Here is a 25,083-nt window from a genome sequence, read left to right on the forward strand (position 1 = left end):
CCATCAATCCAGAAAATTACCCACTGCCCAATCCGAGCAGAGGAAACTGGCATGTTGTTTAAACAAATTCTACTGCCGCTCGATGGCTCTTCCGTCGCCGAGGAAGCCATCGGCCACGCGGTGCTGGTGGCGCGTAACTGCGGAGCTGCAATCCACCTGCTGCATGTACAGCGCACTGCAGCCCATTCGGATGAGCACAGTATCGATCCGGTGCACTGGCGCCTGCGCAGGGCTGAATTGCAGAGCTATTTGAATCGGCTAGCCGAATTTATATCCGACAAAGAAATCTCCGTTACCGTTTCGGTACGTGAGGGTCGGCCCGCCGAGCAGATCGTCGAATACTGCGAAGAGGCGGAAATTGATCTCATCGTTTTCACCGCCTATGGCAAGGGCGGTATCAGCCGTTTCCACTTTGGCAGCACCGCACAGAAAGTATTCAGCGGTGCCGGCCGCTCCTTCATGATCGTGCGCCCGGGCGTAACAGCGCCGAGTCAAGATCAGTTGGCGTATGGGCGTATTCTGATCTCGGTGGATGGCTCGCCACATTCCGAATGGATGGCGTGTCAGGTGGCCGCGATGATGCGCGGGCAGCCGGTCGAGCTGATATTGCTACAGGTCATTGCGGTGCCGGAAATGCCCAGGCGAATGCCGATTACCCGCGAGGAGCACGCCACACGCGAAAAATTTGTCGAAAACAATCGCCGTGCAGCGCAGTCCTATCTCGATGAAATGGCCCAGCAGCTGGAAAACGGCATTAAGGTGAGTTTCCGCTTGGTGATCGCGGAGAATATGGCGGATTCCATTTGTGCGACGGCGGCCGAGGAAGCGGTTGACCTGATCGCCATGAGTGCGCATGACTGGCAGAGTGGCGGTCAGCGTGTCATGGGCAACATCTGTCAAACGGTGATGTGTCACAGTCCCATTCCCGTCCTGGTTCTACAGGACCGACCCGAGATCCGCCAGTCGGGCGAGGCGGAAGATGAGGGTTTCTGCCGGATACGCCAGGAATTCTATTCAGAAAACGGCGCCGGCTGATCATGAAGTCGCGTCGCAAACTCAATTGGGGTAGCCGCGCCGGGCGTAAATTCCTTTCCGGGCTGAAATCGTCGCGCAAGGCGAAACTAACTCCGCGCGCCGGAGGTAGCTCAGCGGCGAAACGGCAGCGCGATAAGGACCGCCAACTGGAAGTGGATATCGACGCGCTTGCCAGGCGTCACAAACAGCGGGCCGGTGGCGCACGTGACTATTCCCTCAGGTCCCACCTGCGCAGAATCGAAAATCATTTCCGGGAAATATACCGTCACCTGGCCAGGCGAGTGGAAGCCGGCGATAGGGGGTCCCGCGGGGAGGAGTGGCTACTGGACAATCGCCACATAGTGCAGGAAGCCCTCGAGCTTGTGCGTGAGTCCCTGCCACGCCACTTTCTCCGGCAGCTACCGACAATCCAGGATGAAGGAGACCGTTCCGACCTGCGTGCGCGTGCGCTGGCCAAGGCGCTGGTATCTGATATGGCGCAACCCCTGGATATGGATTTGGTTAGCGAACTCGTCGACCGCTACCAAGGCGAAGTCGTCATGACCACTGGTGAGCTGTGGGCGCTCCCGGCATTTTTGCGTCTTGGTCTGCTGGATCAACTGGTGCAGTTCGCCGATGACACTTTAGCCGCCGAAGAGGAGCAAACCGCTGACGATGAGTCCAACGTCAGCGATGTGGGCATTGCCAGTGTCATTATCAGCCTGCGCGAACTGCGTAGCCATGACTGGCGCGAGTTTGTCGAGTCCCTGAGCCGCGTAGAGGCGACTCTGCGGCGGGATCCGGCGGCCGCCTATGCCGAGATGGATTTTGACTCGCGCAATATCTATCGCGATGTGATCGAGGAGCTGGCGCGGAGCAGTGACAGAGACGAACTCGAGGTGGCCCGGCTGGCCGTCGAACGGGCATCTTCCCAGTCCGCCGGCGATCGGCGCAGACATGTCGGCTACTACCTGATAGAGGAGGGGCGCCAACAGCTGGAGGCTGCGCTCGTGTGCAAGCCAACGGTCAGGCGCCGCTTGTATCGGGCAGTGTCAGAAAGAGCAGTCGCCATCTATTTTTCTGCACTGGCACTGTTTTCCGTACCGCTCATCATCGCACTGGGAATTTACCTTCTGGCCAGTGGCCTGCCATTCATACAGACACTGTTGGTGTTAATTATTGTCACGGTGCCGCTATTGGGGATGGCCCTGGCACTCGTCAATGGGCTCATTACCCACACTCTGCCGCCGCGCAAACTCGCCAAACTGGACTACGAACTCGGCCTGCCGGACGACCGTCGTACAGCGGTGGTGATGCCGGTACTGCTGACCGATCTCGAAGACCTGCAGCGCAATCTCGAATGCCTGGAAGTCAATTTTCTCAATAATGACGACCCCAACCTGGTGTTCGCGATCCTGAGCGATTTCGCCGACACACCCACAAAAGATGAGGAGGGGGATGCGCAACTGCTGGTGGACGCCGACGAGCAACTGCGCCAGCTGAACCAGCGCTACCTCGAAAACGAGGGTCGCTCGCCGTTTCTTTTGCTACACCGCAGGCGATGCTGGAATCCGAAAGAATCCTGCTGGATGGGGTGGGAGCGCAAACGCGGTAAGTTGATTGAGTTCAATCGCCTGCTGCGCGGTGAGGATACAGACTTCGCTACCTGTTTCGGCGATCGCGCACTGCTAGGCGATATTCGCTATGTGATTACCCTGGATGCGGATACCCACATGCCACCGGGCAGCGCGCGGCGTCTCGTGGGAGCTCTGGCACACCCGTTGAACCAGGCGCTGGTAGACAGCGGGCAGCGGAGAGTAGTGGCGGGCTTCGGATTCTTGCAGCCGCGCCTGGAAACAGACCCGACCAGCTCCGCCGATACGATTTTTACCGACGTATTTTCCGGCGATCGCACCGTGGATATTTACACCCATGCGGTTTCCGATGCCTACCAGGACCTCTTCGGCGAAGCCATATTCACCGGCAAAGGCATTTACGACCCCAGGATTTTCAATGAGACCCTGGTGGGGAGCCTGCCGGAGAATGCCGTGCTCAGTCACGACCTGCTGGAAGGTGCGATTGGTGGCACGGCCCTGATGTCGGACAGTGTGTTCTACGAGCAGTATCCGCCCAACATCTTTGCGTTACTGCGCCGCTCCCACCGCTGGATACGCGGTGACTGGCAACTGCTGCCCTGGCTGCGGCGGAAGGTGCGCACAGCATCCGGCGACAAGGTCGCGAATCCTCTGCCGCCAATCCATCGCTGGAAAATCGTCGATAACCTGCGCCGCAGCCTCGAGGCACCGAGCCTGCTGACTCTGTTCCTGCTGGCGTGGAGCGGGTGGCTGCCGGGCAGTGCGTGGCTGTGGACACTCGGCCTGCTGTTGGTGGCCGCGACACCGGTCTGGGTGGAGCTATTGTCGCTTCTGTGGCGGACGGTAGCCGCGCCGCTGTACATCCACCGACATTGGCGCGGCAGTCCCACCCTGCTGCAGCAGCGCTTCGTGCATTGGGGGCTTTCACTGGCGCTGCTGCCGCGCTACGCATTCAATGCACTGGATGCCATAGTGCGCACGCTCTACCGGCTCGGCATTTCCCGCCATCGCCTGCTGGAGTGGACTTCGGCGGCCCACGTGAACCGCTTGGTGGGTGCGAGTGCAAAGGCACAGGAGACCTGGCGGCAACTGTGGGTTTGCCCGGCATTCGCGCTGATCGTTACGGCGCTGTTGCTGTGGTGGGGCCCAGCCAATCTACTCGCCGCTGCACCGCTGTTGCTGGCATGGCTGTTCGCGCCGCAGCTGATTTACCGTATCGATCGGCCTCACCGCGTGACAGCGCCGTCAATCAGTGAGGCCGACCGCCGCGAACTTCGCCTGGTGAGCCGGCGCACGTGGCATTTCTTTGAGCAGTTCATGGGGCCCGACGATCACTGGCTGCCGCCGGACAACTACCAGGAGGAGCCGCTTGCCGTACTGGCGCGGCGCACGTCGCCGACCAATATTGGACTTGGCCTGTTAAGTATCCTGAGCGCCTATGACTTTGGCTATCTGGACCTGTCACAGCTGCTGGCGCGGTTGGGTAACAGCTTCGACCGCATGGCTGGTCTCGAACGTTACCGCGGCCACTTCCTGAACTGGTATGAAACGCGGGAGCTGCGCCCCCTGCAGCCGCGTTACGTCTCCTCCGTGGACAGTGGCAACCTGGCAGCGAGCCTGCTGACCGTGGCTCAGGGGCTGGAGGAACTGCTGCTGCGGCCGTTCGATGGTCGCCAGCTTGTACTGGGCATTGCGGATACGCTCGGCGTTGTCGAGGAAACGCTCCAGCCGGATGAAAGTGCCGACAGTATGACCGCGGTGCAGACGGTAATCGGTGAAATTCGCGAGCTGCGCGAACGCCTGGAACAGCGGGCCGCTGATCGACACTGGTGGCGGACCATTGATGAGATCTACGAGCGGGAGGTGCCTGCACTCCAAGAGCGCGTAATCGCAGTTATCGAGAGTGACGATCGCAATTTCAGTGCCGAGGCTCTGTCGCGACTGCGGCAGTGGCTCGATGAATTGCATCACCAGGCGGTCGGTGCGCGACGCTATCAGGAAACATTCGAACCCTGGCAGCGCCTGCTCGAGTCGCCGCCGGAACTCTATCGCCAGGAATCCGCGGGGCAGGGCGACGAGTCGCCGCAGGCGAAGTTTCGTGCACTGTCCAATTTGCTCACTGGCCCCGTATCGATGGCCAGCCTGCCGGCGATCCGCCCCGATGCACTGAAGCTTATCGACGCACTGGACAGTGTGCTCGATGGTACAACCGCAGAACAGAAAGAAGAGGCCGCCGCATGGAATCAAAGGCTGCGTGCGGTGCTGCAGACGGCAGCCGATAACACCAATATCTATTGTGCCGAGCTGTACGGGCTGGTCGACCGGGCGCGGCGCTGGGTGGCGGAAATGGATTTCGCCTTTCTCTACGACAGCGAGCGCCATCTTTTTCACATCGGCTACAACGTTACCGATGCCAAGCTGGATCCAAATTATTACGATCTGCTGGCATCGGAGTCGCGCCTCACCGGTTTCCTGGCGATTGCCAAGGGCGATGTGCCGGCGCGGCACTGGCGTCACCTGGAACGGCCATTCCGGCAGCTGCATCGCAAGGTGGTGCTGATGTCCTGGAGTGCCACGCTGTTTGAATACCTGATGCCGCGCCTGCTGATGGAAACGCCGGACCGGAGCCTGCTGTGGCGTGCCTGCCGCAATGCGATCGACGCGCACCGCCAGTTTACCGGGCGCCTGGGGCTGCCCTGGGGTATTTCCGAGTCGGGCTATTACGAACTGGACAGCCATCTGCACTACCAGTACCACGCCTTCGGTGTGCCGGGCATCGGTTTCCGCCGCGACCTCGGCGAGCGCATCGTGGTATCGCCGTATTCCTCGATGATGGCGTTGCCGTTTGGTGCGGACGAAGTGATGGAGAACTTGCGAGCACTGCGGGCGCACGGCGGCAGTGGACAATACGGCCTCTACGAAGCGATCGATTTCGGTCGCACCGCCAAGCCGGCTCCCCGGCGTGCGCGTGTCGTTCGCTCCTACATGAGCCATCACCAGGGCATGATCCTGCTTGCCCTGAACAACTTTTTCCACGATGACATCATGCTGCGCCGCTTCCACGGAGATGTGCGCATTGGCGGGCTCACCGCACTGTTGCACGAGCGCATACCCAGCGCACCGCCGGCGCCACGACCCTGGAAGCGCCCCGGGGTCATGCGAAGTTTTCACCCGGAGGTGGCACTGGAGAGTTGGTGGGCATCGCCCCAACGTCCCTATGCCCAGTACAACCTGCTTTCCAACGGCCACCTTAGCGTGGTGCAGTCTGCGGATGGCGGTGGCGGTAGCTATTGGCACAATATCGCGGTTACCCGGTGGCAGCCGGATCCGACACGGCATCAGTGGGGACAGTGGTGTTATGTGCGCGATCTCGATAACAGTCATTTGTTTTCCGTCGGCCTTGCACCCTGTGGCGGTGATGGGGACAACTGCTCTGCACATTTTTCCCCCCAGAGCATCGAGTTTCAGCGCCGCGAGGCCGAGCTTTTTTGCCGGCTGCAGGTGGCGTTGAGTTCCCAGCACGATATCGAAGTACGCCGGCTGATTATTAAAAACGAGAGTGGTCGCGCTCGCCGGTTGTTGCTGGCGAACTATGCCGAAGTGGTGCTGGCGCCGGAAAATGAGGACCTGCGCCACCCGGCCTTCGCCAAGCTTTTTGTCGAGAGTCAGTATCTCCCGGAAGAGCGCACGATGCTCTACCGGCGCCGGCCGCGCAGCAGCGCGGAGAAACCGATCTACCTGGCCCATGGCGTATTGGTTCCGGCAGGCCTCAAGCATCAATTGGCCTGGGAAACGGACCGCCAGCGTTTTCTCGGCCGCGGCGGTTCGCCCGCGTATCCGCAAGCGGTGGCCGCCGGACTCGACGGCTTTACCGGTACCACCGGCCCGGTACTGGATGCCGTGATCGCCTCAGGGCAGGAAGTAGTGGTGCCGGCGCAGGCCGAGATCGAGGTGATATATCTCACTGGTGTCAGCAAGTCGCGGCGGGAACTGCTGTCGGTACTCCATTCGTACCGCTCGCAGCCGAAAGCGCGCTGGATCTTTGATCTCGCGCGCATGCAGTCGGAGCAGGAACTGCGCCACCTGCATATCGCCGCTATCGACTTGCCCTGGATGATGGACCTGCTGTCGGCGGTGCTGGCGCCCGGCGGCGGCCTGCGCGCGTCTTCCCAGGTACTCAGTCAAAGCGCCCATATCCAGCCATGCCTGTGGAGCCGCGGAATATCCGGTGACAACCCGATACTGCTGGTACAGATTCGCAATGAACAGGATATCGGTTTTGCCGAATCGATCATCCAGGCACACACCTACTGGTCTGGTCGCGGTATCGGCGTCGACCTGGTACTTATCGACGAGGAGTCCGCCGGTTATGCCCAGCAGACCCGCGATCGGTTGCAGCAACTCATTATCGATATCCGCGGGCGCACAATGCGCAAACTCAACGGCTCGGTGGTGATAGTGCCGGGTATGGAGCTGCCGGCCGCGGAGCGGGTGCGATTGCTGGGCGCCGCCAGGACGTTGCTGGATTCGGCCGCCGGGTCCGTAGCCGCGCAGCTGGAAGCCGCCGGCGCGAAATTGCAGGCGCAGCTGCAGCCGCTGCCGCCGTTTGTGCCTGTACACTCTGCCGACTACGCGCCGGAGCCAACGCCGGTGCTCGAGCGTCCCGACGACCTGCAGTTCGACAATGGTATCGGTGGCTTCAGCGCCGACGGGCGCGAGTATGTCCTGCACCTGAAGGCGGGCCAGCGCCCGCCGGCACCCTGGGTCAATGTGATCGCCAATCCGGACTTCGGCTGTCTGGTATCGGAGAGCGGCTCCTGCTGTACCTGGAGTGGCAACAGCGGCGAGCACCGGCTGACTGCCTGGAACAATGACCCGGTTCGCGACCCCAGCGGCGAGGCCCTGTACCTGCGCGACGAGGAGACCGCCGAAGTCTGGTCCCCAACGCCGGCACCGCGGGCCGCCAAGGGCGATTACCAGGTTTATCACGGCGCCGGCTACAGTGAATACCGCCACAACAGTCACGGCCTGAAACAGGCCTGGCGAGTATTCGTCGACCGCACGGCACCGGTAAAAATAGGGCGCCTGACCCTGACAAACTGCTGGCAGCGGCCGCGGCGTCTGACGGTTACCTACTATCTGGAATGGGTGCAGGGCCTGACGCGCGCCAACAGCTGGCCGCACCTGGTCAGTGAATTTGTCGCCGACAGCCACGCGCTGCTGGCCCGCAACGCCTTCGTGCCCGATCCCCAGCCCGGCGTCGGATTCCTGACCGCGAGCCTGCCGCCCCACGGACTGACGACCGACCGGCACGAATTCGTCGGCACCGGCGGAGACCTGGCGGCACCCGAGGCCATGTTTCGTATCGGCCTGTCGGGGCGGGTGCAGTGCGGCGGCGACCCCTGCGCGGCTTACCAGGTGCATGTGGATCTCGCCCCCGGCGACACCCAACAGGTTTATTTCGTGCTCGGCGAAGGTGCGGACCGCGCGGAGGCGCTGTCACTGGCGGCGGAGTTCCGCCAGCCGGAAAGGGCAGAGCGGGCGCGCACCGAGTTCGAACAGTTCTGGGAGGACTTCCTCGGCAGCGTGCAGATCCAGGTGCCCGATCGCGCCACCGAGCTGTTGGTCAATCGCTGGTTGCCGTACCAGACCCTGGCCTGTCGCCTGTGGGGCCGCAGCGGCTTTTACCAGTCGAGCGGAGCCTTCGGTTTTCGCGACCAATTGCAGGATGTGCAGGCGTTGCTGTGGACCCACCCCGAGTGGACACGTGGCCATATCCTGCGCGCCGCGTCACGACAGTTTCAGGAGGGCGATGTCCTGCACTGGTGGCATGAAAAACCGTTGCGCGGCGTGCGCACACGCTGCTCCGACGACCTGCTGTGGCTGCCGTTTGTCACCGCACAGTACATCCGCACCACCGGCAACTACGACATATTGCACCAGTCGGTCTCCTATCTGCAGGGGCCGCCGCTGGAAAAGGACGAGAACGAGCGCTACGCCGAGTATGCAACCAGCGATGAGTCGGGTTCGCTCTATGAACACTGCTGTCGCGCGATAGAGCGGGCCGGTGCCGTCGGCCCCCACGGGCTGCCGGTCATCGGCAACGGCGACTGGAATGACGGCTTCAACCGTATCAGCACCACCGGCCGCGGCGAAAGTGTCTGGATGGGCTGGTTCCTGCTGCGGGTCTGCCGCGATATGGCGCCGCTGTGCGAATACATCGGCGATACCGCACTGGCCGAACACTACCGCCAGCTCGGCGATAACCTGTACCAGCAAGTGGAGGAGAGCGGCTGGGACGGCGCCTGGTATCGGCGCGCCTACTATGACGACGGCACGCCGGTGGGATCCGCGCAGAGTGACGAGTGCAGAATCGATCTGATTGCGCAGACCTGGTCGGTGCTGGCGCCAGCCGAACCCGCCGCGCGCGCCGCTGAAGCAATGGAATCCGCCTATCGCTACCTGGTGCAGGAGGACGCCCGGCAGATATTGCTGCTGGCGCCCGCGTTCGATCGCACCAAGAAGGATCCCGGCTATATCAAGGGCTACCCGCCGGGTATTCGCGAAAACGGCGGCCAGTACACGCACGCGGCCACCTGGGCGGTCTGGGCGGCGGCCGGTCTCGGCCACAGCGAGCGCGCCCACCACCTGTTCAGCCTGCTCAATCCGATTACCCATACGGCTAACGCCGACGGGGTGCAGCGCTATCGCACCGAGCCCTATGTTCTCGCCGGTGATGTCTACGGGGTAGCACCCCATGTGGGACGCGGCGGCTGGACCTGGTATTCCGGCGCCTCCGGCTGGCTATACCGCGGCGCGCTGGAGGCACTCTTGGGCGCGCGTATCTGCGATGGCAACAGTCTCGAGATCAGGCCCTGCCTGCCCGGTGATTGGAAACAGTTCCAGCTGTCTCTGCGCTTTGGCAGCAGCCGCTATGAGATCGAGGTGGAAAACTGCGGCGGCTGTCCGCGCAAGATTTGGGAACTCACCATAGATGGCGTTCGCGCCACTGGCGAGCGTATCCCCCTCGCAGACGATGGCGGTGAGCACCGCGTCAGAGTCATTTTTGTGCCGCCGGAGAATAACTCTGAATAATGACTGCTCGCGGGCAATTTTGTCGCAGGCAGATCAGAAGTTACCGCTGACGGTCGTGGGGCCCTAAGCCCCGGTCAGATCGAGGCTGTAAATCACCTGAGTGGGGTCTTTCGGATCCGAGTGACATTCCCAACCCCACTTCCGCGCGATTTCATTCAGTATGTGATTATCCGCCGCCTCTATCGAATAGAGGCGCTCAATGCCGCGGGCGCGCGCCGACTCTATCAGCCGACTGATCAATAGAATGCCGAGTCCGTGTTGTTGCCACTCATCGCCGACCACGACTGCGCACTCTGCCGCCTTGCCATCCGGATCCAGAGCATAGCGGGATGCGCCGATTTCCTTTTCTCCCGCATCTTTTGGGATCACTGCAATAAAGGCCTCACGTTGCTCGTGATCAATATCAGTCAGCTGCTCGAGCAGTTTCTGGGTTGGTTTGCCGATACCGCCGTGAAAACGAAAACGCCTGGCATCCGGGGAAAGGCTGGTGAGAAACTCCCGCTCCAGCTCAATGTCGCTTCTATCCATCGGGCGGATGGTTACCACCTGCCCATCTTGCAATTTTTCCGTGACGGCAGTGGATAGCACTTTCTGGGGTTGTTCACTGGACATTGTCATCTGCCTCCTCTCAAGCCATTCCGCAGGTCTCTACAATCTGTCTCAATAATAGATCTCTGAAAATATTCCCGGGCCGCCAAATGAAATTATTTAAACGCTGCAGAGACCGGGACGGGCCCTTGGCAAGATGCAAGACTTTGTTCTGTTAGCTGCGAATCTGGATCGACTGATTCAGGCCTTACGCGCGGCGGGCTACCAGGTAATGGGCCCGACGCTGCGCGATGGGGCCATTGTCTACGACGAGATTCATGCTGTTGGGGATCTACCGCAAGGTTGGGGTGATGATCAAGAGAAAGGACGATATCGGCTAAAGCGACGCCAGGACGGCGCCTACTTCGGCTATGCGGCCGGGCCCCACTCGTGGAAGAAATTCCTGCAGCTGCCGCGTCGACCGGTATGGCAGGCGCAGAAGACCGGGCACTCCATGCAGATAACTGCCGCGGTGGAAACCGTGCCGGCAATGGCGTTTCTCGGTGTGCGCAGCTGCGAATTGCACGCCATCGCCGCGCAGGATCGCGTTTTCGTTACCGACCAGTATCGCAACGACAGCTACAGCCAGCGCCGGGCAAAACTCTTTACCGTGGCGGTGAACTGTACCTCCGCCGCTGCGACCTGTTTCTGTACCTCGATGCAGACCGGCCCCGGAGTCACACTGCCCTGTGATCTCGAGATGACTGAGGTTATTGACGGCGCCGAGCATTTTTTCCTGCTGCGCGGCGGTTCCGCGGACGGCGAAGAGATACTGCGGCAATTGCCGCTGTCCCCGGCCACCGAGCGACACCATAGGCTGGCACAGGATGCGGTGCGCCGGACCGCCGAGCAGATGGCGCAGGGGCCGCGGCACTTCGACAGTGCCGACCTGCAAGCGCTGCTGTATCGCAATTACGACAGCCCCAGTTGGGATCAGGTGGCCGATCGCTGCCTGTCCTGTGCCAATTGCACCATGGCGTGCCCCACCTGTTTCTGTTCGACGGTGGAGGACACCACCGATCTCTCCGGCGACCACGCCGAGCGCTGGGAGCGCTGGGACTCCTGCTTTACCGGGGATTTCAGCTATATCAGTGGCGGCGCCGTGCGCGCGGACACCCGTTCCCGCTACCGCCAGTGGATGACCCACAAGCTGGCTACCTGGTACGACCAGTTCGGCTCCTCGGGTTGCGTCGGTTGCGGGCGCTGTATTGCCTGGTGCCCGGTAGGTATCGATATCACCGAGGAAGTCCAGCGAATCCGGGAGGCCGAATCAGGGTGAGGGGTATCCAGCAGTTGTTGCAGCAGCACGCGCTTTTTCAGGATCTGCCCGAGGCAGATCTGACACTCATCGGCGGTTGTGGCGAAAACTGTGTCTATAACGCTGGCGAATACATTGCGCGGGAAAACGCCCCGGCGGATTTCTTCTACGTTATTCGAGAGGGGCGCGTGGCGGTGGAAACCTATATGCCCAACCACGGCGCCCTCTGCCTGCAGACATTGCACGACGGCGATATTTTCGGTTGGTCCTGGCTGTTTCCTCCCTATCGCTGGACCTTCGATGCCCGCGCCCTGGAAAAAGTCCGCGCCGTGCGCCTGGACGGCAAGTGCTTGCGGCAGAAATGTGAGGAGGATCCACGGCTCGGGTTTGAACTGATGAAACGCTTCGCGCGGATAGTGACCGAGCGACTGCAGGCCACGCGTCTGCAACTGCTGGACGTCTACAGCAGCGAGCGTCCGCGGACGGCTGAAACCCGGCAATGACCCCGGCGATCTACCGTATCGACAGCAGGGTGGAGGAATTTCCGGGAACCTGCACCGTGAGGATTTCGCCGGAGTCCGCAGGGGGCGCGCGCCGCTGTTCTGCCGGCCAGTTCAATATGTTGTACGCCTTCGGCGCCGGCGAAGTGCCGATCTCCATGAGCGGGCTGCAAGGGGATGGCAGCTACGTCCACACGATCCGCATTCAGGGCCTGGTGACGCGTGCGCTGCACCGCCTGAACGAGGGTGATTCACTCGGTGTGCGCGGCCCTTTCGGTTGCGGCTGGCCTATGGACAAGGTGGCCGGCCGCCAGCTGCTGGTTGTCGCCGGCGGCCTGGGTATGGCGCCTTTGCGGCCGATCGTCCAGGCGCTGATGGCGGGCAGTGCCCGGCCAGCTTCGGTACAGCTCTTCTACGGCGCGCGGCGGCCGCAGGAAATGCTCTACGCAGCGGAAGTAGAGCAGTGGAGTCGAGCGCTGAAAGTTGTCACTACCGTCGATCACGCGGATACCGGGTGGCCGGGACAGATCGGCGTCATTACCAAGCCGCTGGGTGCGGCGTCGGTGGATATAGAAAATGCCCTGGTATTTCTCTGCGGCCCGGAAGTGATGATGCGTTTTTGCATTCAGGTACTGCTGGCTAAAGGGGTTGCAACAGAAGCCATCTATCTTTCGATGGAACGCAATATGAAGTGCGCCATTGGGCACTGTGGCCACTGCCAGTGGGGACCGAACTTTGTCTGTAAAGACGGTCCGGTCTTTTGCTATCGGGACATTCGCCCATGGTTTGATATTCGCGCGCTTTAAGATAAAGAAAACATTCACGGAATAATGCATTGAGTAAGACTCAGGGAAGGCCCAAGCTGGCGGTATGGAAATTTGCCTCCTGTGATGGCTGCCAGCTCAGTCTGCTGGACTGCGAGGATGAATTACTGCAGCTGGCGGATGCCGTTGATATCGCCTATTTCATGGAAGCCAGCAGCGAGCAGGTGCGAGGTCCCTACGACTTGTCACTGGTCGAGGGGTCGATCACCACCGAGGCGGACGAGCGGCGCATACGGGAGGTCCGCGAGCAGTCCAAAGCGCTGGTCACAATCGGTGCCTGCGCCACGGCCGGCGGTATCCAGGCGCTGCGCAATTTTGCCGATGTGCAGGAATTTACCGCGGCTGTCTACGCTCATCCCGAATATATCGCCACGCTGAAAACCTCGACGCCGATCAGCACCCATGTGCCGGTGGATTTCGAACTGCAAGGCTGCCCGATCAACAAGAAACAGCTGCTGGAAGTGATCAGCGCCTTCCTGCACCGGCGCCCGCCGCAGGTGCCACCGCACTCGGTCTGTGTCGAGTGCAAGCTGCGGGGAAATGTCTGCGTGTGGGTCGCCCACGGCACGCCCTGCATGGGGCCGGTGACGCATGCGGGGTGCGGCGCTATCTGCCCCGCCTATAGCCGCGGCTGCTACGGCTGCTACGGTCCCAAGGAGAATCCGAATACCTCGTCCCTCTGTCATTGGTGGCAACAGGAGCTGGACGCCGACCGCGCCACCGTTGTCGAGAACCTGCGCAACTTCAACGCCGCCGCGCCGGCGTTCGAGCGCGAGAGTCGCCGTCAGGAGCAACGCCATGGCGAAGAGTAAAACCATCAAGGTCGACTACCTGGCGCGGGTCGAGGGTGAGGGGGCGCTGTATATCCGTTACGACGACGGTGGTGTGCAGGATGTGAAACTGAAAATTTTCGAGCCGCCGCGCTTCTTTGAAGCCTTTATGCGTGGGCGCGACTATCTCGAGGCACCGGATATCACCGCGCGTATCTGCGGTATCTGCCCGGTGGCCTATCAGATGAGCGCCGTGCATGCGATGGAAAATGCGCTGGCCCTGCAGCCGCCGCCGGAACTGCGCGCACTGCGCCGGCTTATCTATTGCGGCGAGTGGATCGAGAGCCATGTACTGCATATCTACATGTTGCACGCGCCGGATTTTCTCGGCTATCCGAGTGCCGTGGCGATGGCCAAGGATCACCCCAAAATCGTTCAGGACGGGCTGCAGATCAAAAAAGCCGGTAACGCGCTGGTGCGGCTGCTCGGGGGCAGGGAAGTGCACCCGATCAATGTCCGCGTTGGAGGCTTTTACCGGGTGCCGGCGCCGCCGGAGCTGGAGGCGTTGCGCGAACAACTGGCCGAGGCGCGGACATTGGCGGAGGAAACGGTGCGCTGGACGGCCTCATTGCCTTTTCCCAAGTTTGAGCGGGCGGCCGCCGACCAGTACGAATTTGTCGCGCTGTCGCACCCGCGCGAGTACCCGATGAACGAGGGTCGAATTGTCTCGACCCGTGGCCTCGACATAGATCCCGGTGAATTCGAACAACACTTTCGCGAAGAGCATGTCAGTTACAGCCATGCGCTGCACAGTGTCCTCGCAGCGCGCGGTGCCTACATGGTTGGGCCCATGGCCCGCTACAACCTGAACAGCGATCGCCTGTCGGCGCGGGTGCTGCAACTTGCCGACGACATCGGCTTCCCGCCGTTCTGCGCAAATCCGTTTCAGAGCATTGTGGTGCGCAGTCTCGAGGTTTTGCACGCGTTTGACGAGGCATTGCGCATTATCGACGGCTACCGTCAACCTGAATCGCCTTATACGAGCTGTGAGGTGCGTGCGTCCACCGGCTGTGCTGCCACCGAGGCACCGCGGGGACTGCTCTACCACCGCTACGGTATCGATGACGCCGGCAAGATCACCGCCGCCAGGATAGTGCCGCCCACCTCACAGAACCAGAAAACCATCGAAAGCGACCTGCGCCTGATGCTGCCGCAGTTTATGCACCTGCCGGAAGATGAGCTGCGCAACCGCTGTGAACAGGCGATCCGCAATTACGATCCCTGTATTTCCTGCTCGACGCATTTTCTGCGCATGCATCTGGAGCAGGGTGCCGGAGAGTTGTGCCGATGAACTGGGCAATCATCAGCCTCGGCAACCGTTTTCGCGGTGACGACGGTATCGGTCCGCTGGTGTTGGATAAATTGCGTGAACGCTTCGGCCGGGCACTGGACTGTATTGAGAATGGCGGTGACATGACGCAACTACTGGAGGACTGGCGCGAGCGCCACGTCTGCGTGGTGGATGCAGTTGTACTCCCGGGGCGGGCTGCCGGCGACATCATCCGTCTCGACGGTCTGGCGGACCCGCCGCTGGAAACTGTACGCACGACCTCAAGCCACGGACTGGACCTGGCCGAGGCAATCGAGCTCGGCCGGGCCCTGGGCGCCTTGCCACTGCGAATGGATATTTATGCAATCTGCGGCGAAAACTTTGCCACCGGCGCAGCGCTCACCGCGGACGTCGCGGCGGCAGCTGGCCGCGTGGCGAGGTCAATCGCCGAAACTCTCGTTCAACAGACAGGAGGTCCGTTTTGCACGAGCAATCCCTGATCAACGATCTGGTGGAGAAAATCCACCGCATTGCCAGCGGCGAAGACGGCAGGCTGGTGGCGGCCAATCTCCGTCTCGGCGCGCTGGCTCATATTTCCGCCGAACACCTGCGCGAACACTTCGAGCGCGCAACGGTCGGTACCAGCCTGGAAGGCCTGCAGCTGCAGATCGAGGCGCTGCCGGATATCCACCATGCCGAGGCACAGCAGATAGTTCTCGACAGCCTCGAATTCGAATACGGCCATGACCACTGAACGGCTTCACATAGCAATCGGTGGTCTGGTCCAGGGGGTTGGCTTTCGCCCCTTCGTCTACCGTTTGGCCAGAGACTGCGACCTGAGTGGCTGGGTCGCGAATGACAGCGGCGGCGTGCAAATAGAAATACAGGGGGAAGGCGCCAGGATCCGGGAATTCCTGCGGAGACTGCCGATTGAAAAGCCCCGGTACGCCACTATCGACAGTCTTACCACGGAAGCCAGGCCACTGTGCCGCGAGGTCGGTTTCATTGTCCGGCAGAGTGACAGCACTGCGGCGCCGGCCGCCGTCATCCTGCCGGACCTGGCGCCCTGTTCGGACTGCCTGCGGGAAATGTCCGACCCTGACGATCGCCGTTACCGCTACCCATTTACCAACTGCACGCTGTGCGGCCCCCGTTTCAGTATCGTTGCGCGCCTGCCGTACGATCGGGTCAATACGTCGATGAGTGCTTTTCCACTGTGCGAGCCCTGTCGGGAGGAATACGAAAATCCACTGGACCGCCGCTTCCACGCCGAACCCGTCGCCTGTCCCGCGTGCGGTCCGCAACTGCAACTATGTGACGCGAGCGGTACCCAGATCGCCGTGAGGGAGGCGGCGCTGCAGCTGGCTGCGGAGGCCATCGCAGAGGGCCGCATCGTCGCGCTGAAAAGTGTCGGCGGATTCCAGTTACTGGTGGACGCGGCGAACAGTGCTGCCGTCGCGCGGTTGCGAGATCGCAAACGGCGCCCGCACAAGACCCTGGCACTGCTCTATCCGGATATCGAATCGGTCATGCGGGACTGCCGGATCTCCGCGCTGGAAAAGGCGCAGCTGGAGTCGCCGCAGCGGCCCATCGTACTGCTCGCCGCCCGCGCCAGCGCAGGTGCGCGTATCGCCACGGCGGTGGCTCCACACAATCCCAACCTGGGTGTGATGCTGCCGGCTTCACCGTTGCACCAACTGCTGGTCGACGCGCTGCAACGGCCGCTGGTGGCCACCAGCGGCAATCTGTCCGCTGAACCCATCTGTTACGACAACGACGATGCTATCCGCCGACTGGGTGCAATTGCCGATCTGTTTCTGCTGCACGATCGCGAGATACAGCGACCCCTGGACGACTCGGTCGTGCGAGAGATGGATGGGCAGACGGTCATGTTGCGGCGCGCCCGCGGTTACGCACCAATGCCAATCGAATTTCCCGCGGTGTCGGGGGCACAACCCAGCGATTTTCTCGCGGTCGGCGCGGACCTGAAAAGTGTTGCGGGTCTTGCACGGGGCAGTGCGGCCTTCCTGACGCAGTATCTCGGCGATCTGGACAACCGCGCGGCGCGCGAGATGTTCGAGCAGTCCGTCTCCGATCTGAAAAATCTCTATCAGGCCGCGCCTGAATCGGTGATCGCCGATCAGCACCCGGCGTATATATCCAGCCGCTGGGCGCGCAGGCAGCAGTCCGCGTTTATCGGCGTTCAGCACCATGTTGCCCATTTCTTTTCTTGCCTGGCGGAGCATGGCCATCGCGACCGCGCCTTGGGCATTTGTTGGGATGGCACCGGCTGGAGCGCGGACAACACCATTCGTGGCGGTGAGTTCTTGCGCTGGGATGGCGACCTGGAGGTCTCGCATATCGCCGGGTTGAGCCCGTTCCCACTGCCAGGGGGGGAGGCTGCCATCCGCAATCCCCGTCGCCAGGCGGCGGGGCTTCTGTATGCCGCGTTGGGTCGAGGAGCCTTCGCAGACGAATTCTTCAGGGACAACTTCGAACCAGCCGAACAACAGAATCTCGCCATCATGTTGGAGCGCGGCATCTACTCGCCGGTGTGCACCAGCGCGGGACGACTGTTTGACGCGGTCGCGGCTCTTCTGGGCCTCGTGGGCGAAGTGAGCTTCGAAGGCCAGGCGGCAATGGCTGTGGAGTTTGCGGCGCAGCAATCCGATACGCGGCGCAGTTATCCATTTGCCCTTAAACAACAAGGCAGTTACCGGTTGCTCGACTGGGAGCCTTTGGCCGCTGGGCTGCTTGAAGATGGCCGGCGCGGAGTTCCCGCCGCTGAGCGGGCCAGGGCCTTCCACAATACCCTCGCACAGATGATGCATGCGGTGGCCGTGCGGGCCGGCGAGGAACACATATTTCTGTCCGGTGGTGTTTTCCAGAACCGGTTGCTGACGGAGTCAGCCGCGCGGCTGTTGCGGCAAGACGGCTTTCGCGTGCACTGCCACAGTCGCGTACCGCCCAATGACGGCGGTATCGCACTGGGGCAAATCTACTTCGCCCGGTGCGGGGCAAGCTACCGCACACTGAGCAAGGAGGGATACGAACAATGTGTCTAGGAATTCCCGGCAGGGTGGAAGAACTGTTGAACGAATCACCGCTGGAACGCAGCGCCCGCGTCAATTTCGGTGGCATCTGCAAGGAAATCAATCTGGCCTATGTACCGGAGGCGCGCGAAGGTGACTATGTGATCGTTCATGTGGGCTTCGCGATCAGCCGCGTCCGCGAACAGGAGGCGCACAGGATATTCCGCTATCTGGAGCGGATCGGCGAACTTGGGGAATTGCAATAGGACTGCGAAATGAAATTCCTGCACGAATACCGCCAGCGTGAGGCGGTGGAGAAAATTGCGGCCGAGATTCACAGGGTCGTCACCCGGCCCTGGACCATCATGGAGGTCTGCGGCGGTCAGACCCACGCGATCGTCAAATTCGGCCTGCAGCAATTATTGCCCCCACAGATCGAGCTGGTGCACGGTCCCGGCTGCCCCGTTTGTGTCACCTCGCTGGAGATCATTGACCAGGCGATCGCAATCGCGTCGCGACCCGATGTGATTTTCTGTTCTTTCGGCGACATGTTGCGGGTACCCGGCTCCAACGGGGATCTGCTCACCGTAAAAGCCGCCGGTGGTGATATCCGTACGGTCTATTCACCGCTGCAAGCGCTGAAAGTGGCCGAGGACAATCCGCACAAAGAGGTCGTGTTCTTCGCCATCGGCTTTGAGACCACCGCACCGGCGCATGCGATGGCTGTGGTGCTGGCGACAAAGAAGCGCCTGCGCAATTTTTCCCTGCTGGTCTCCCACTTTCTGGTGCCACCGGCAATCGAGGCCATCTGCTCGGCGCCCGGTTCACGTGTACAGGGATTTCTGGCCGCCGGCCACGTCTGCGCGATCATGGGTTACGAGCAGTACCGGCCGCTGGCGCGGGAGTATCGTGTACCCATAGTGGTTACCGGTTTCGAACCACTGGATATCCTTGAGGGTGTGCTGCTGTGTGTCCGTCAACTGGAGCAGGGCATCTGTCTGGTCCTCAATCAGTATGCGCGCGCCGTGGATCGCAACGGCAATCTCAATGCACAGGAAATACTCGAACTGGTCTTCGATATCGACGACCAGGCCTGGCGCGGCGTCGGCTCGATAGCGGCCAGCGGCCTGCGCCTGCGAGCGGAATTCGCCCGTTTCGATGCGGGCAGGAGATTTGGCATGGCGCACAGTTCCGGGCCGGACCGCAGTGGCTGTATCAGCGGTCGCATCATGCAGGGTTTGCAGAAGCCGTGCGACTGTCCGCACTTCGGCGGCCGCTGCCGTCCGGAGCAACCGCTGGGCGCTCCGATGGTGTCTTCCGAGGGTGCCTGCGCGGCCTATTATCGCTATCGCAACCGGAGCACCGCCGATGCACACTGAATGCCCGATACCTGTCAGCGCGGATGAAACCGTACGGCTCGGCCACGGCAGCGGCGGTGAACTCAGCCAGCGGCTGCTGCGCGAATACATCTATCCGCATTTCGACAACGCCTGGACGGTCCAGGCCCACGACAGCGCGACACTGCCGCGAATCGGCGGCCGCACGGTATTCACCACCGATTCATTCGTCGTCTCGCCGTTGTTTTTTCCCGGCGGCAATATCGGCGAACTAGCCGTTTACGGCACGGTAAACGATCTGGCCATGAGCGGCGCGCGCCCGCTGTACCTCAGTTGCAGCCTGATACTGGAAGAGGGGTTGCCAATGAAAACCCTCGCTGCCGTCATGGCATCGATGGGGCGGGCCGCGGCGGCGACCGGTGTGCAACTGGTCACCGGCGATACCAAGGTCGTGGAAAAAGGCAAGGGTGACGGCCTGTTTATCAACACCGCCGGCATCGGCTCGCTGGAACATGTGCTGTCGATTGCGCCCGACCGGATCCAGCCCGGCGACTCGATTCTGCTCTCCGGGGATATCGGTCGCCACGGTATGGCGGTAATGGCGCGGCGCGAGGGGTTGGAGTTCGATGGCCCGTTGCTGAGCGACTGCGCACCGCTGCACGAACCCGTACTGGCGTTACTGGAGGCCGGGATAAACGTGCACTGTCTGCGCGACCTGACTCGCGGCGGCTTGGCCACTGCGCTGGTGGAGCTGGCCGAGGGCAGCCGCCGGCAGTTTTCCCTGCGGGAAAATGACATTGCCATAACCGAGCCGGTCCTCGGCGCCTGCGAGATGCTCGGCCTGGACCCGCTGTATGTGGCGAATGAAGGGCGTTTCGTCGCTTTTGTTCCCCCGCACCAAGCGCAACAGGCGCTGGCGATACTGCAAAAGTGCCCGGTATCGGCGGATTCGCGAGCGATTGGCACCGTTTCCGCGAGTGAGGCGGCGGAGGTGATTCTGCGAAACTCAATCGGCTGCGAGCGCCTGCTGGACCGGTTGCCCGGAGAGCAGTTGCCGCGAATTTGCTGACCTCTACTGTCCGATCCAAGCCGTTTCAAGGATTGCCCGGTGTCCTATGTTTAACAGATCAGCCCAACTACCAGCAGGGAGACCCCCATGAGGGATGTCGCCATTATCGGCTACTGCCGTACCGCCATCGCCAAGGCGCTGCGCGGTGCCTTTAACCAGACCCACGGCATAGCCATGGGCGCGCATGTGCTCAAGGAAGTTGTGCGCAGGGCGGGCGTGGCGGCGGACGAGATCGAGGACGTGGTAATGGGCTGCGGCCTGCCCGAGGGCGCCACCGGTCACAATATCGCCCGCAATGCCGGTCTCTATGCGGGCTTCGGTAAGGATATGCCGGGCGTCACGATCAACCGTTACTGCGGTTCGGGACTGACTGCGGCCTCCATGGTCGCCAATCGCATTGCGGCCGGTGAAATAAAAACGGCGATCGCCGGCGGCTTGGAGAGTATCAGCCTCGTACAGTTCAATATGAATCTTCACCACTTAATCTATGAACCGTTGCAGCAGGAGATCCCCGCGGTGTGGTGGACGATGATCGAGACCGCCGATTATGTCGCGAAAAAATTCGGCATCAGTCGCGAGGCCCAGGATGAGTATGTGGTGAAGAGCCAGCGGCGGGTAGCAGAAGCGCTTGCCGCGGGGAAATTTGCCGAAGAAATCGTGCCGATGAAAACGACCATGCTGGTGAAAGACAGGGACAGCGGCGAGACCAGCGAGCGAGAGGTGACACTCGAGCAGGATGAGGGCCCGCGACCGGATACCACACTGGAGGGACTGGCGGGCCTCGAACCGGTGAATGCGGGCGGCACCATCACCGCCGGCAATGCATCGCAGCTTTCCGACGGCGCGGCGGCACTAGTAATGATGGACGCGGCCCTGGCCGCTCAACGCGGCCTGCCAATCCTCGGCTTGTTTCGCGGCATGCAGCTGTCGGCGGTGGCGCCCGCGGAGATGAGTATCGCGATTGCACCGGCAGTACAGAAACTGATGCGGCATCACGGCCTGGGTGCCGGCCAGATTGATTTATGGGAACTGCACGAGGCCTTCGCAGTCACCACGCTGTATAACCAGCGCGAACTGGAAACGCCCTGGGAAACCACCAATGTGAATGGCGGTGCAATTGCGCTCGGGCATCCCTATGGTATGTCGGGGGTACGCTACCTCGGATCGACATTACTCGAGCTGGAGCGGCGCATGGCCCAGCGGGCGATTATCGGTGTTTGCGCCGCAGGTGGTATGGCGACAGCCGCTTTTCTGGAACGCTAACCTCGATCATCAACTCCGGTTTAATCGCACTGAACAGCAGCGAGGTAGCTGCCGCTACCTGCGAAGCGGCGGCAGCTATTCAGAGGCCTATTTCGCTTAAGCCGGGATGTCCTTCCGGCCGCGGCCCGAGCGGCCAGTAAAACAGACGGTTGGATTCGTCGATGGGCAGGTCATTAATGCTGGCATGGCGTCTATGCATCAGCCCGTCTGCGCGAAATTCCCAGTTTTCATTTCCGTACGCGCGGTACCACTGGTTTTCGGCATCGCGAAACTCATAGGCAAAGCGGACCGCGATTCTGTTGTCGTGAAACGCCCACAGTTCTTTAATCAGCCGGTAGTCCAGCTCCCTTTCCCACTTGCGGGCCAGGAATGCCTCGACCTCGCTTCGACCGCGGGGAAATTCTGATCGATTCCGCCAGATGGTGTCTTCGGTGTAGGCCAGTGCGACACCCGCCGCGTTGCGAGTGTTCCAGGCATTTTCGGCGGCGCGTACCTTGGTAAGCGCGGTTTCCCTGGTGAAAGGGGGCAGGGGAGGTCTGCTAGTCATATCGATACCTCGTATTGCGGTCGGTGATGAGGCGGCCGCAGGGGCCGCCCCGGCTCAGATCAGGCGGTCAGGGTCTCTGCCTCCGGGAAGTCCACCTCGGTCTTCAGCGCCACGTTGATGTAATTGGTCAGAACGTTGAGCGCAACGAGTGCGATGATCTCGACCACTGCGCCGTCGGAGTAACCGGCAGCCTTTACCGCGGCGATGTCACCTTCGGTCACCCGGCCGCGATTACTCGCGACTCTGTGGGCAAAGTGCACTGCGGCTGCCGCCTTCGCATTCGGCGAACTGCCGGCCCTGCTGGCAGCGATATCCTCTGCTGACAGCTTTGCCACATTGGCGCCGATGTAGGAGTGCGCGGCGAGGCAGTAGTCGCAGCTGTTTACCTGGGCCACCGTGAGCGCAATGCGCTCCCGTGTCGCCAGGTCGACAGTGCTCTTCTCGAGCGCGCCACCGAACGAGAGATAGGCCTCCAGCGCCGCGGGACTATTGCCGATCAGGCGGAACATATTCGGCACCGAACCGAGTTTGGCGTTGACGGCGTTCAACAGTCCCTGCGATTCGACCGGGGACTTCTCGATGGTTACGGGGGTTGGGATACGGGACATAACAGCCTCCTTCAAGTCATTGACCGGATGAATTGCTCCGGTGCCAGCTAAGATAATTCTGCTCTTAAGCTGGAACAATATTGTAAAATTGCAATTCACAATTTTGCTTTACGGAATAATCTAGTGGACAAGTTGAAAGCGATGCGCGTCTTTGTGGAAGTCTGCCGGGCCGGCGGATTTGCCGAAGCGGGCCGGCGCCTCGGCCTGAGTCCGCCCAGTGTCACGCGCGTCGTCAACGAACTGGAAAGCGAGTTGGGTGTGGCCCTTTTGCATCGCACAACGCGCGCGCTGCGCGTTACCGAGTCCGGGCGCATATTTCGCGAGCAGGCCGAGCCATTAATAGATGCCTGTGAGGAAGTGTTCGATGTGGCGAGAGGTGCCCGCACGACGCCCCGGGGAAAGGTAAGGCTGACGGCCCCGGTACTCTTCGGCTGCTTGTACGTATCCCCGGTGCTCACCCGGTTCCTGAGTAAATACCGTGAAGTCGAGATAGAGTCCGTATATGTCGACCGGCCGGTCCAGCTGGTGGAAGAGGGCTTCGATATTGGCGTTCGCATTGGCCACTTACCGGATTCGAACCTGCTCGCCCGTGAAGTCGGCAGCATCCGTCGCGTAGTATGTGCGAGCCCGGACTATTTGACACGGCATGGCAGACCCCGGCAACCCGATGATCTGGCAGCGGCGGACACCGTTCGCGCCTCGCCCATCACACCAACATCACATTGGAAGTTCACCAATGGTATTTCGGTAGAAATTAACTCCCGCCGGGTGACGACTTCCATGGCAGATGCGATCGCAATTTGCAGGGCCGGCGGGGGCCTCACCCAGGTCCTGAGTTACCAGATCGGTCCCGACCTCGCAGCCGGCACTCTCGAAGTGGTGCTGCAGGAGTACGAGGCGGACCCGATACCGGTTCACGTACTGCATACGGAAGGCCGGACCAGCGCAGCGAAGGTGCGCCTGCTGGTCGAGGACCTGACCGAGGATTTGCGTAGCAGCCTGCGGACTTTGGAGCGTGCGGATCGCAAGTAGGGAGTGCGGTGGCGTGTTACGGCAGTTGAGTTTGAGAAATCGACGCGGTGCACTTTGCACTGCATCCGGTGCTGAACGGAGCGCGTATTTCTTGCAGGGGATCTCCCGGCTTTCCGACGCGGATACGCCGACTATTTCGGCGTAACCGCATCAGGTTATTGCTAGTTGGCAATTTTCAATTGCTGCATCTCTGCGCAATCCAGGTAGTAGGACATATATTTGTGCATAGCCTGGAAGGCCTCGAGGTTGCCGTCCATCGCGCGTTCGAATTCCCAGTGACAGGCAATAATTTCTGCCATGCCAAGATGGTGATCCGGACCTGAATGATCGCGTAGAGATTCCGCGGCGATCTTCGCCATTTGATCGGCGTTGTCCGCAGGTGTGCCGTGCTCTATGAGCGCCTTGCGAAAAGTTGTCTTGAAGTGTCCGAAGTGTGGCTCTTCGGCGCCGAAAAGCTCAATGGCGTGATAAATTTTTTGTGCAGTCGTCATGGTCGTTCCCCCGTTAAATCGAGCGAGGCATACTACCGGAAGGGCGTGTACGGCCAAATAGATTCACCGCTTGACTGCATGAAATTGGTGACAATATTTTTTTGATGGGAGTGATACGCGCCATTGGCGCTGTAATAAATCGACTTCCTGTACTACCGGGCCTATGTCGCGGATATTCCGCGATACTGGACAAGGGAATTTACTGTTTGATGTCGAGGGATTGTCTATGGAAGGCCGCGAACACCGGCTGAGCATGAGCGTGCTGATGACACCCGATATGGTCAACTTTACCGGTAAGGTGCACGGTGGCGAGCTTTTGTCCTACCTCGACAAGGTTGCCTATGCGTGTGCCAGTCGCTACGCCGGCGCCTATGTGGTGACCTTGTCGGCTGACAGGGTCATGTTCCGTCAGCCCATCAACGTTGGTGAGCTGGTGACATTTCTGGCGACGGTCAATTACACCGGCAACACCTCTATGGAGGTCGGTATCAAGGTGATTGCCGAGGATATTCGCAAGAAGATCGTGCGGCACACCAACAGTTGCTACTTCACCATGGTGGCGGTCGACGACAACGGCAAGCCGACCCCGGTACCGAAACTGGTGCCGCAGACTGATATTGAAAGGGAGCGCTTCGAGGCCGCGGTATTGCGTCGCAAACTGCTGCAGGAGCAGGAGGCGGCGCACGAAGACATCAAGAAAAAAGTGCGCGGCCGCAAGCAGTGAGGTGGC

The 25,083-nt window shown here is 61.1% G+C and carries 20 protein-coding genes; 16 read left to right on the forward strand and 4 right to left on the reverse strand.

Annotation, left to right across the window (positions count from 1 at the left end; all coding sequences use genetic code 11):
* The first annotated feature begins 51 nt into the window (after positions 1 to 51).
* Together BUC36_RS01060 and BUC36_RS01065 are read left to right on the forward strand one after the other, a co-directional pair.
* Positions 52 to 1,035 (forward strand): universal stress protein, encoded by a 984-nt coding sequence (locus tag BUC36_RS01060; RefSeq protein ID WP_073270595.1) that lies wholly within the window; start codon positions 52 to 54, stop codon positions 1,033 to 1,035.
* Between the two features lie 2 nt (positions 1,036 to 1,037).
* A complete protein-coding gene (locus tag BUC36_RS01065; RefSeq protein ID WP_073270597.1) occupies positions 1,038 to 9,704 on the forward strand; it encodes a GH36-type glycosyl hydrolase domain-containing protein in 8,667 nt (2,888 codons plus the stop codon).
* A 63-nt stretch (positions 9,705 to 9,767) separates the two neighbouring features.
* On the opposite strand, the gene BUC36_RS01070 is transcribed toward BUC36_RS01065, so the two are convergent.
* The gene (locus tag BUC36_RS01070; RefSeq protein ID WP_073270599.1) at positions 9,768 to 10,316 is read right to left on the reverse strand and encodes a GNAT family N-acetyltransferase; all 549 of its coding nucleotides are present in this window, start codon (positions 10,314 to 10,316) and stop codon (positions 9,768 to 9,770) included.
* 133 nt (positions 10,317 to 10,449) lie between these two features.
* On the opposite strand from BUC36_RS01070, the gene BUC36_RS01075 reads away from it, so the two are divergent.
* From BUC36_RS01075 to BUC36_RS01130, 12 genes are all read left to right on the forward strand, one after another.
* Entirely contained in the window at positions 10,450 to 11,571 is a 1,122-nt protein-coding gene (locus tag BUC36_RS01075; RefSeq protein WP_073270601.1) for a 4Fe-4S dicluster domain-containing protein, read from the forward strand.
* Entirely contained in the window at positions 11,568 to 12,053 is a 486-nt protein-coding gene (locus BUC36_RS01080; protein ID WP_073270604.1) for a cyclic nucleotide-binding domain-containing protein, read from the forward strand. The genes BUC36_RS01075 and BUC36_RS01080 overlap by 4 nt, the downstream gene beginning before the upstream one ends.
* The gene (locus tag BUC36_RS01085) at positions 12,050 to 12,856 is read left to right on the forward strand and encodes an FAD/NAD(P)-binding protein (protein ID WP_073270606.1); all 807 of its coding nucleotides are present in this window, start codon (positions 12,050 to 12,052) and stop codon (positions 12,854 to 12,856) included. Before BUC36_RS01080 ends, BUC36_RS01085 begins: the two co-directional genes overlap by 4 nt.
* Positions 12,857 to 12,885: 29 nt before the next feature.
* A complete protein-coding gene (locus tag BUC36_RS01090) occupies positions 12,886 to 13,686 on the forward strand; it encodes an NADH-quinone oxidoreductase subunit B family protein (RefSeq protein ID WP_073270608.1) in 801 nt (266 codons plus the stop codon).
* On the forward strand, positions 13,673 to 14,995 hold the full coding sequence (locus BUC36_RS01095; protein ID WP_073270610.1) for a Ni/Fe hydrogenase subunit alpha: 1,323 nt from the start codon (positions 13,673 to 13,675) through the stop codon (positions 14,993 to 14,995). Before BUC36_RS01090 ends, BUC36_RS01095 begins: the two co-directional genes overlap by 14 nt.
* Positions 14,992 to 15,474, forward strand: a complete 483-nt coding sequence (locus BUC36_RS01100) for a hydrogenase maturation protease (protein ID WP_073270613.1) — start codon at positions 14,992 to 14,994, stop codon at positions 15,472 to 15,474. Before BUC36_RS01095 ends, BUC36_RS01100 begins: the two co-directional genes overlap by 4 nt.
* A complete protein-coding gene (locus tag BUC36_RS01105; RefSeq protein WP_073270615.1) occupies positions 15,456 to 15,728 on the forward strand; it encodes a hydrogenase/urease maturation nickel metallochaperone HypA in 273 nt (90 codons plus the stop codon). The genes BUC36_RS01100 and BUC36_RS01105 overlap by 19 nt, the downstream gene beginning before the upstream one ends.
* Complete coding sequence (gene hypF / locus BUC36_RS01110) at positions 15,718 to 18,039, forward strand: carbamoyltransferase HypF (protein WP_073270621.1); 2,322 nt, start codon at positions 15,718 to 15,720, stop codon at positions 18,037 to 18,039. Before BUC36_RS01105 ends, hypF begins: the two co-directional genes overlap by 11 nt.
* On the forward strand, positions 18,030 to 18,272 hold the full coding sequence (locus tag BUC36_RS01115) for a HypC/HybG/HupF family hydrogenase formation chaperone (protein WP_073270623.1): 243 nt from the start codon (positions 18,030 to 18,032) through the stop codon (positions 18,270 to 18,272). Before hypF ends, BUC36_RS01115 begins: the two co-directional genes overlap by 10 nt.
* Positions 18,273 to 18,281: 9 nt before the next feature.
* The gene (gene hypD, locus BUC36_RS01120) at positions 18,282 to 19,385 is read left to right on the forward strand and encodes a hydrogenase formation protein HypD (RefSeq protein WP_073270624.1); all 1,104 of its coding nucleotides are present in this window, start codon (positions 18,282 to 18,284) and stop codon (positions 19,383 to 19,385) included.
* On the forward strand, positions 19,375 to 20,412 hold the full coding sequence (gene hypE, locus BUC36_RS01125) for a hydrogenase expression/formation protein HypE (RefSeq protein ID WP_073270626.1): 1,038 nt from the start codon (positions 19,375 to 19,377) through the stop codon (positions 20,410 to 20,412). The genes hypD and hypE overlap by 11 nt, the downstream gene beginning before the upstream one ends.
* A gap of 87 nt (positions 20,413 to 20,499) precedes the next feature.
* On the forward strand, positions 20,500 to 21,675 hold the full coding sequence (locus BUC36_RS01130) for a thiolase family protein (protein WP_073270628.1): 1,176 nt from the start codon (positions 20,500 to 20,502) through the stop codon (positions 21,673 to 21,675).
* Between the two features lie 79 nt (positions 21,676 to 21,754).
* Here the strand turns inward: BUC36_RS01130 and BUC36_RS01135 are convergent, their stop codons facing one another.
* The gene (locus tag BUC36_RS01135; RefSeq protein ID WP_073270630.1) at positions 21,755 to 22,222 is read right to left on the reverse strand and encodes a nuclear transport factor 2 family protein; all 468 of its coding nucleotides are present in this window, start codon (positions 22,220 to 22,222) and stop codon (positions 21,755 to 21,757) included.
* A gap of 59 nt (positions 22,223 to 22,281) precedes the next feature.
* The gene (locus BUC36_RS01140) at positions 22,282 to 22,830 is read right to left on the reverse strand and encodes a carboxymuconolactone decarboxylase family protein (protein WP_073270632.1); all 549 of its coding nucleotides are present in this window, start codon (positions 22,828 to 22,830) and stop codon (positions 22,282 to 22,284) included.
* Positions 22,831 to 22,953: 123 nt separating this feature from the next.
* On the opposite strand from BUC36_RS01140, the gene BUC36_RS01145 reads away from it, so the two are divergent.
* Complete coding sequence (locus BUC36_RS01145; protein WP_073270634.1) at positions 22,954 to 23,862, forward strand: LysR family transcriptional regulator; 909 nt, start codon at positions 22,954 to 22,956, stop codon at positions 23,860 to 23,862.
* Between the two features lie 161 nt (positions 23,863 to 24,023).
* On the opposite strand, the gene BUC36_RS01150 is transcribed toward BUC36_RS01145, so the two are convergent.
* Positions 24,024 to 24,353 (reverse strand): hypothetical protein, encoded by a 330-nt coding sequence (locus BUC36_RS01150; protein WP_073270636.1) that lies wholly within the window; start codon positions 24,351 to 24,353, stop codon positions 24,024 to 24,026.
* A 226-nt stretch (positions 24,354 to 24,579) separates the two neighbouring features.
* Here BUC36_RS01150 and BUC36_RS01155 point away from each other — a divergent pair, with 226 nt between their 5' ends.
* The gene (locus BUC36_RS01155) at positions 24,580 to 25,077 is read left to right on the forward strand and encodes an acyl-CoA thioesterase (RefSeq protein WP_073270638.1); all 498 of its coding nucleotides are present in this window, start codon (positions 24,580 to 24,582) and stop codon (positions 25,075 to 25,077) included.
* The last annotated feature ends 6 nt before the right edge of the window (positions 25,078 to 25,083 follow it).

The organism is Microbulbifer donghaiensis (assembly GCF_900129095.1).
In the GTDB taxonomy this organism is placed as follows: Bacteria; Pseudomonadota; Gammaproteobacteria; order Pseudomonadales; family Cellvibrionaceae; genus Microbulbifer; species Microbulbifer donghaiensis.

Excerpts from the sequence above, each read along its gene's own strand:
- BUC36_RS01150 (WP_073270636.1), bottom strand. The coding sequence starts at position 24,353 with ATGACGACTGCACAAAAAATTTATCACGCCATTGAGCTTTTCGGCGCC.
- BUC36_RS01065 (WP_073270597.1), top strand. The coding sequence starts at position 1,038 with ATGAAGTCGCGTCGCAAACTCAATTGGGGTAGCCGCGCCGGGCGTAAA.
- BUC36_RS01100 (WP_073270613.1), top strand. The coding sequence starts at position 14,992 with ATGAACTGGGCAATCATCAGCCTCGGCAACCGTTTTCGCGGTGACGAC.
- hypE (WP_073270626.1), top strand. The coding sequence starts at position 19,375 with ATGCACACTGAATGCCCGATACCTGTCAGCGCGGATGAAACCGTACGG.
- BUC36_RS01070 (WP_073270599.1), bottom strand. The coding sequence starts at position 10,316 with ATGTCCAGTGAACAACCCCAGAAAGTGCTATCCACTGCCGTCACGGAA.
- BUC36_RS01130 (WP_073270628.1), top strand. The coding sequence starts at position 20,500 with ATGAGGGATGTCGCCATTATCGGCTACTGCCGTACCGCCATCGCCAAG.
- BUC36_RS01060 (WP_073270595.1), top strand. The coding sequence starts at position 52 with ATGTTGTTTAAACAAATTCTACTGCCGCTCGATGGCTCTTCCGTCGCC.
- BUC36_RS01115 (WP_073270623.1), top strand. The coding sequence starts at position 18,030 with ATGTGTCTAGGAATTCCCGGCAGGGTGGAAGAACTGTTGAACGAATCA.
- hypF (WP_073270621.1), top strand. The coding sequence starts at position 15,718 with ATGACCACTGAACGGCTTCACATAGCAATCGGTGGTCTGGTCCAGGGG.
- BUC36_RS01135 (WP_073270630.1), bottom strand. The coding sequence starts at position 22,222 with ATGACTAGCAGACCTCCCCTGCCCCCTTTCACCAGGGAAACCGCGCTT.
- BUC36_RS01095 (WP_073270610.1), top strand. The coding sequence starts at position 13,673 with ATGGCGAAGAGTAAAACCATCAAGGTCGACTACCTGGCGCGGGTCGAG.
- BUC36_RS01085 (WP_073270606.1), top strand. The coding sequence starts at position 12,050 with ATGACCCCGGCGATCTACCGTATCGACAGCAGGGTGGAGGAATTTCCG.
- BUC36_RS01075 (WP_073270601.1), top strand. The coding sequence starts at position 10,450 with ATGCAAGACTTTGTTCTGTTAGCTGCGAATCTGGATCGACTGATTCAG.
- hypD (WP_073270624.1), top strand. The coding sequence starts at position 18,282 with ATGAAATTCCTGCACGAATACCGCCAGCGTGAGGCGGTGGAGAAAATT.
- BUC36_RS01155 (WP_073270638.1), top strand. The coding sequence starts at position 24,580 with ATGGAAGGCCGCGAACACCGGCTGAGCATGAGCGTGCTGATGACACCC.
- BUC36_RS01140 (WP_073270632.1), bottom strand. The coding sequence starts at position 22,830 with ATGTCCCGTATCCCAACCCCCGTAACCATCGAGAAGTCCCCGGTCGAA.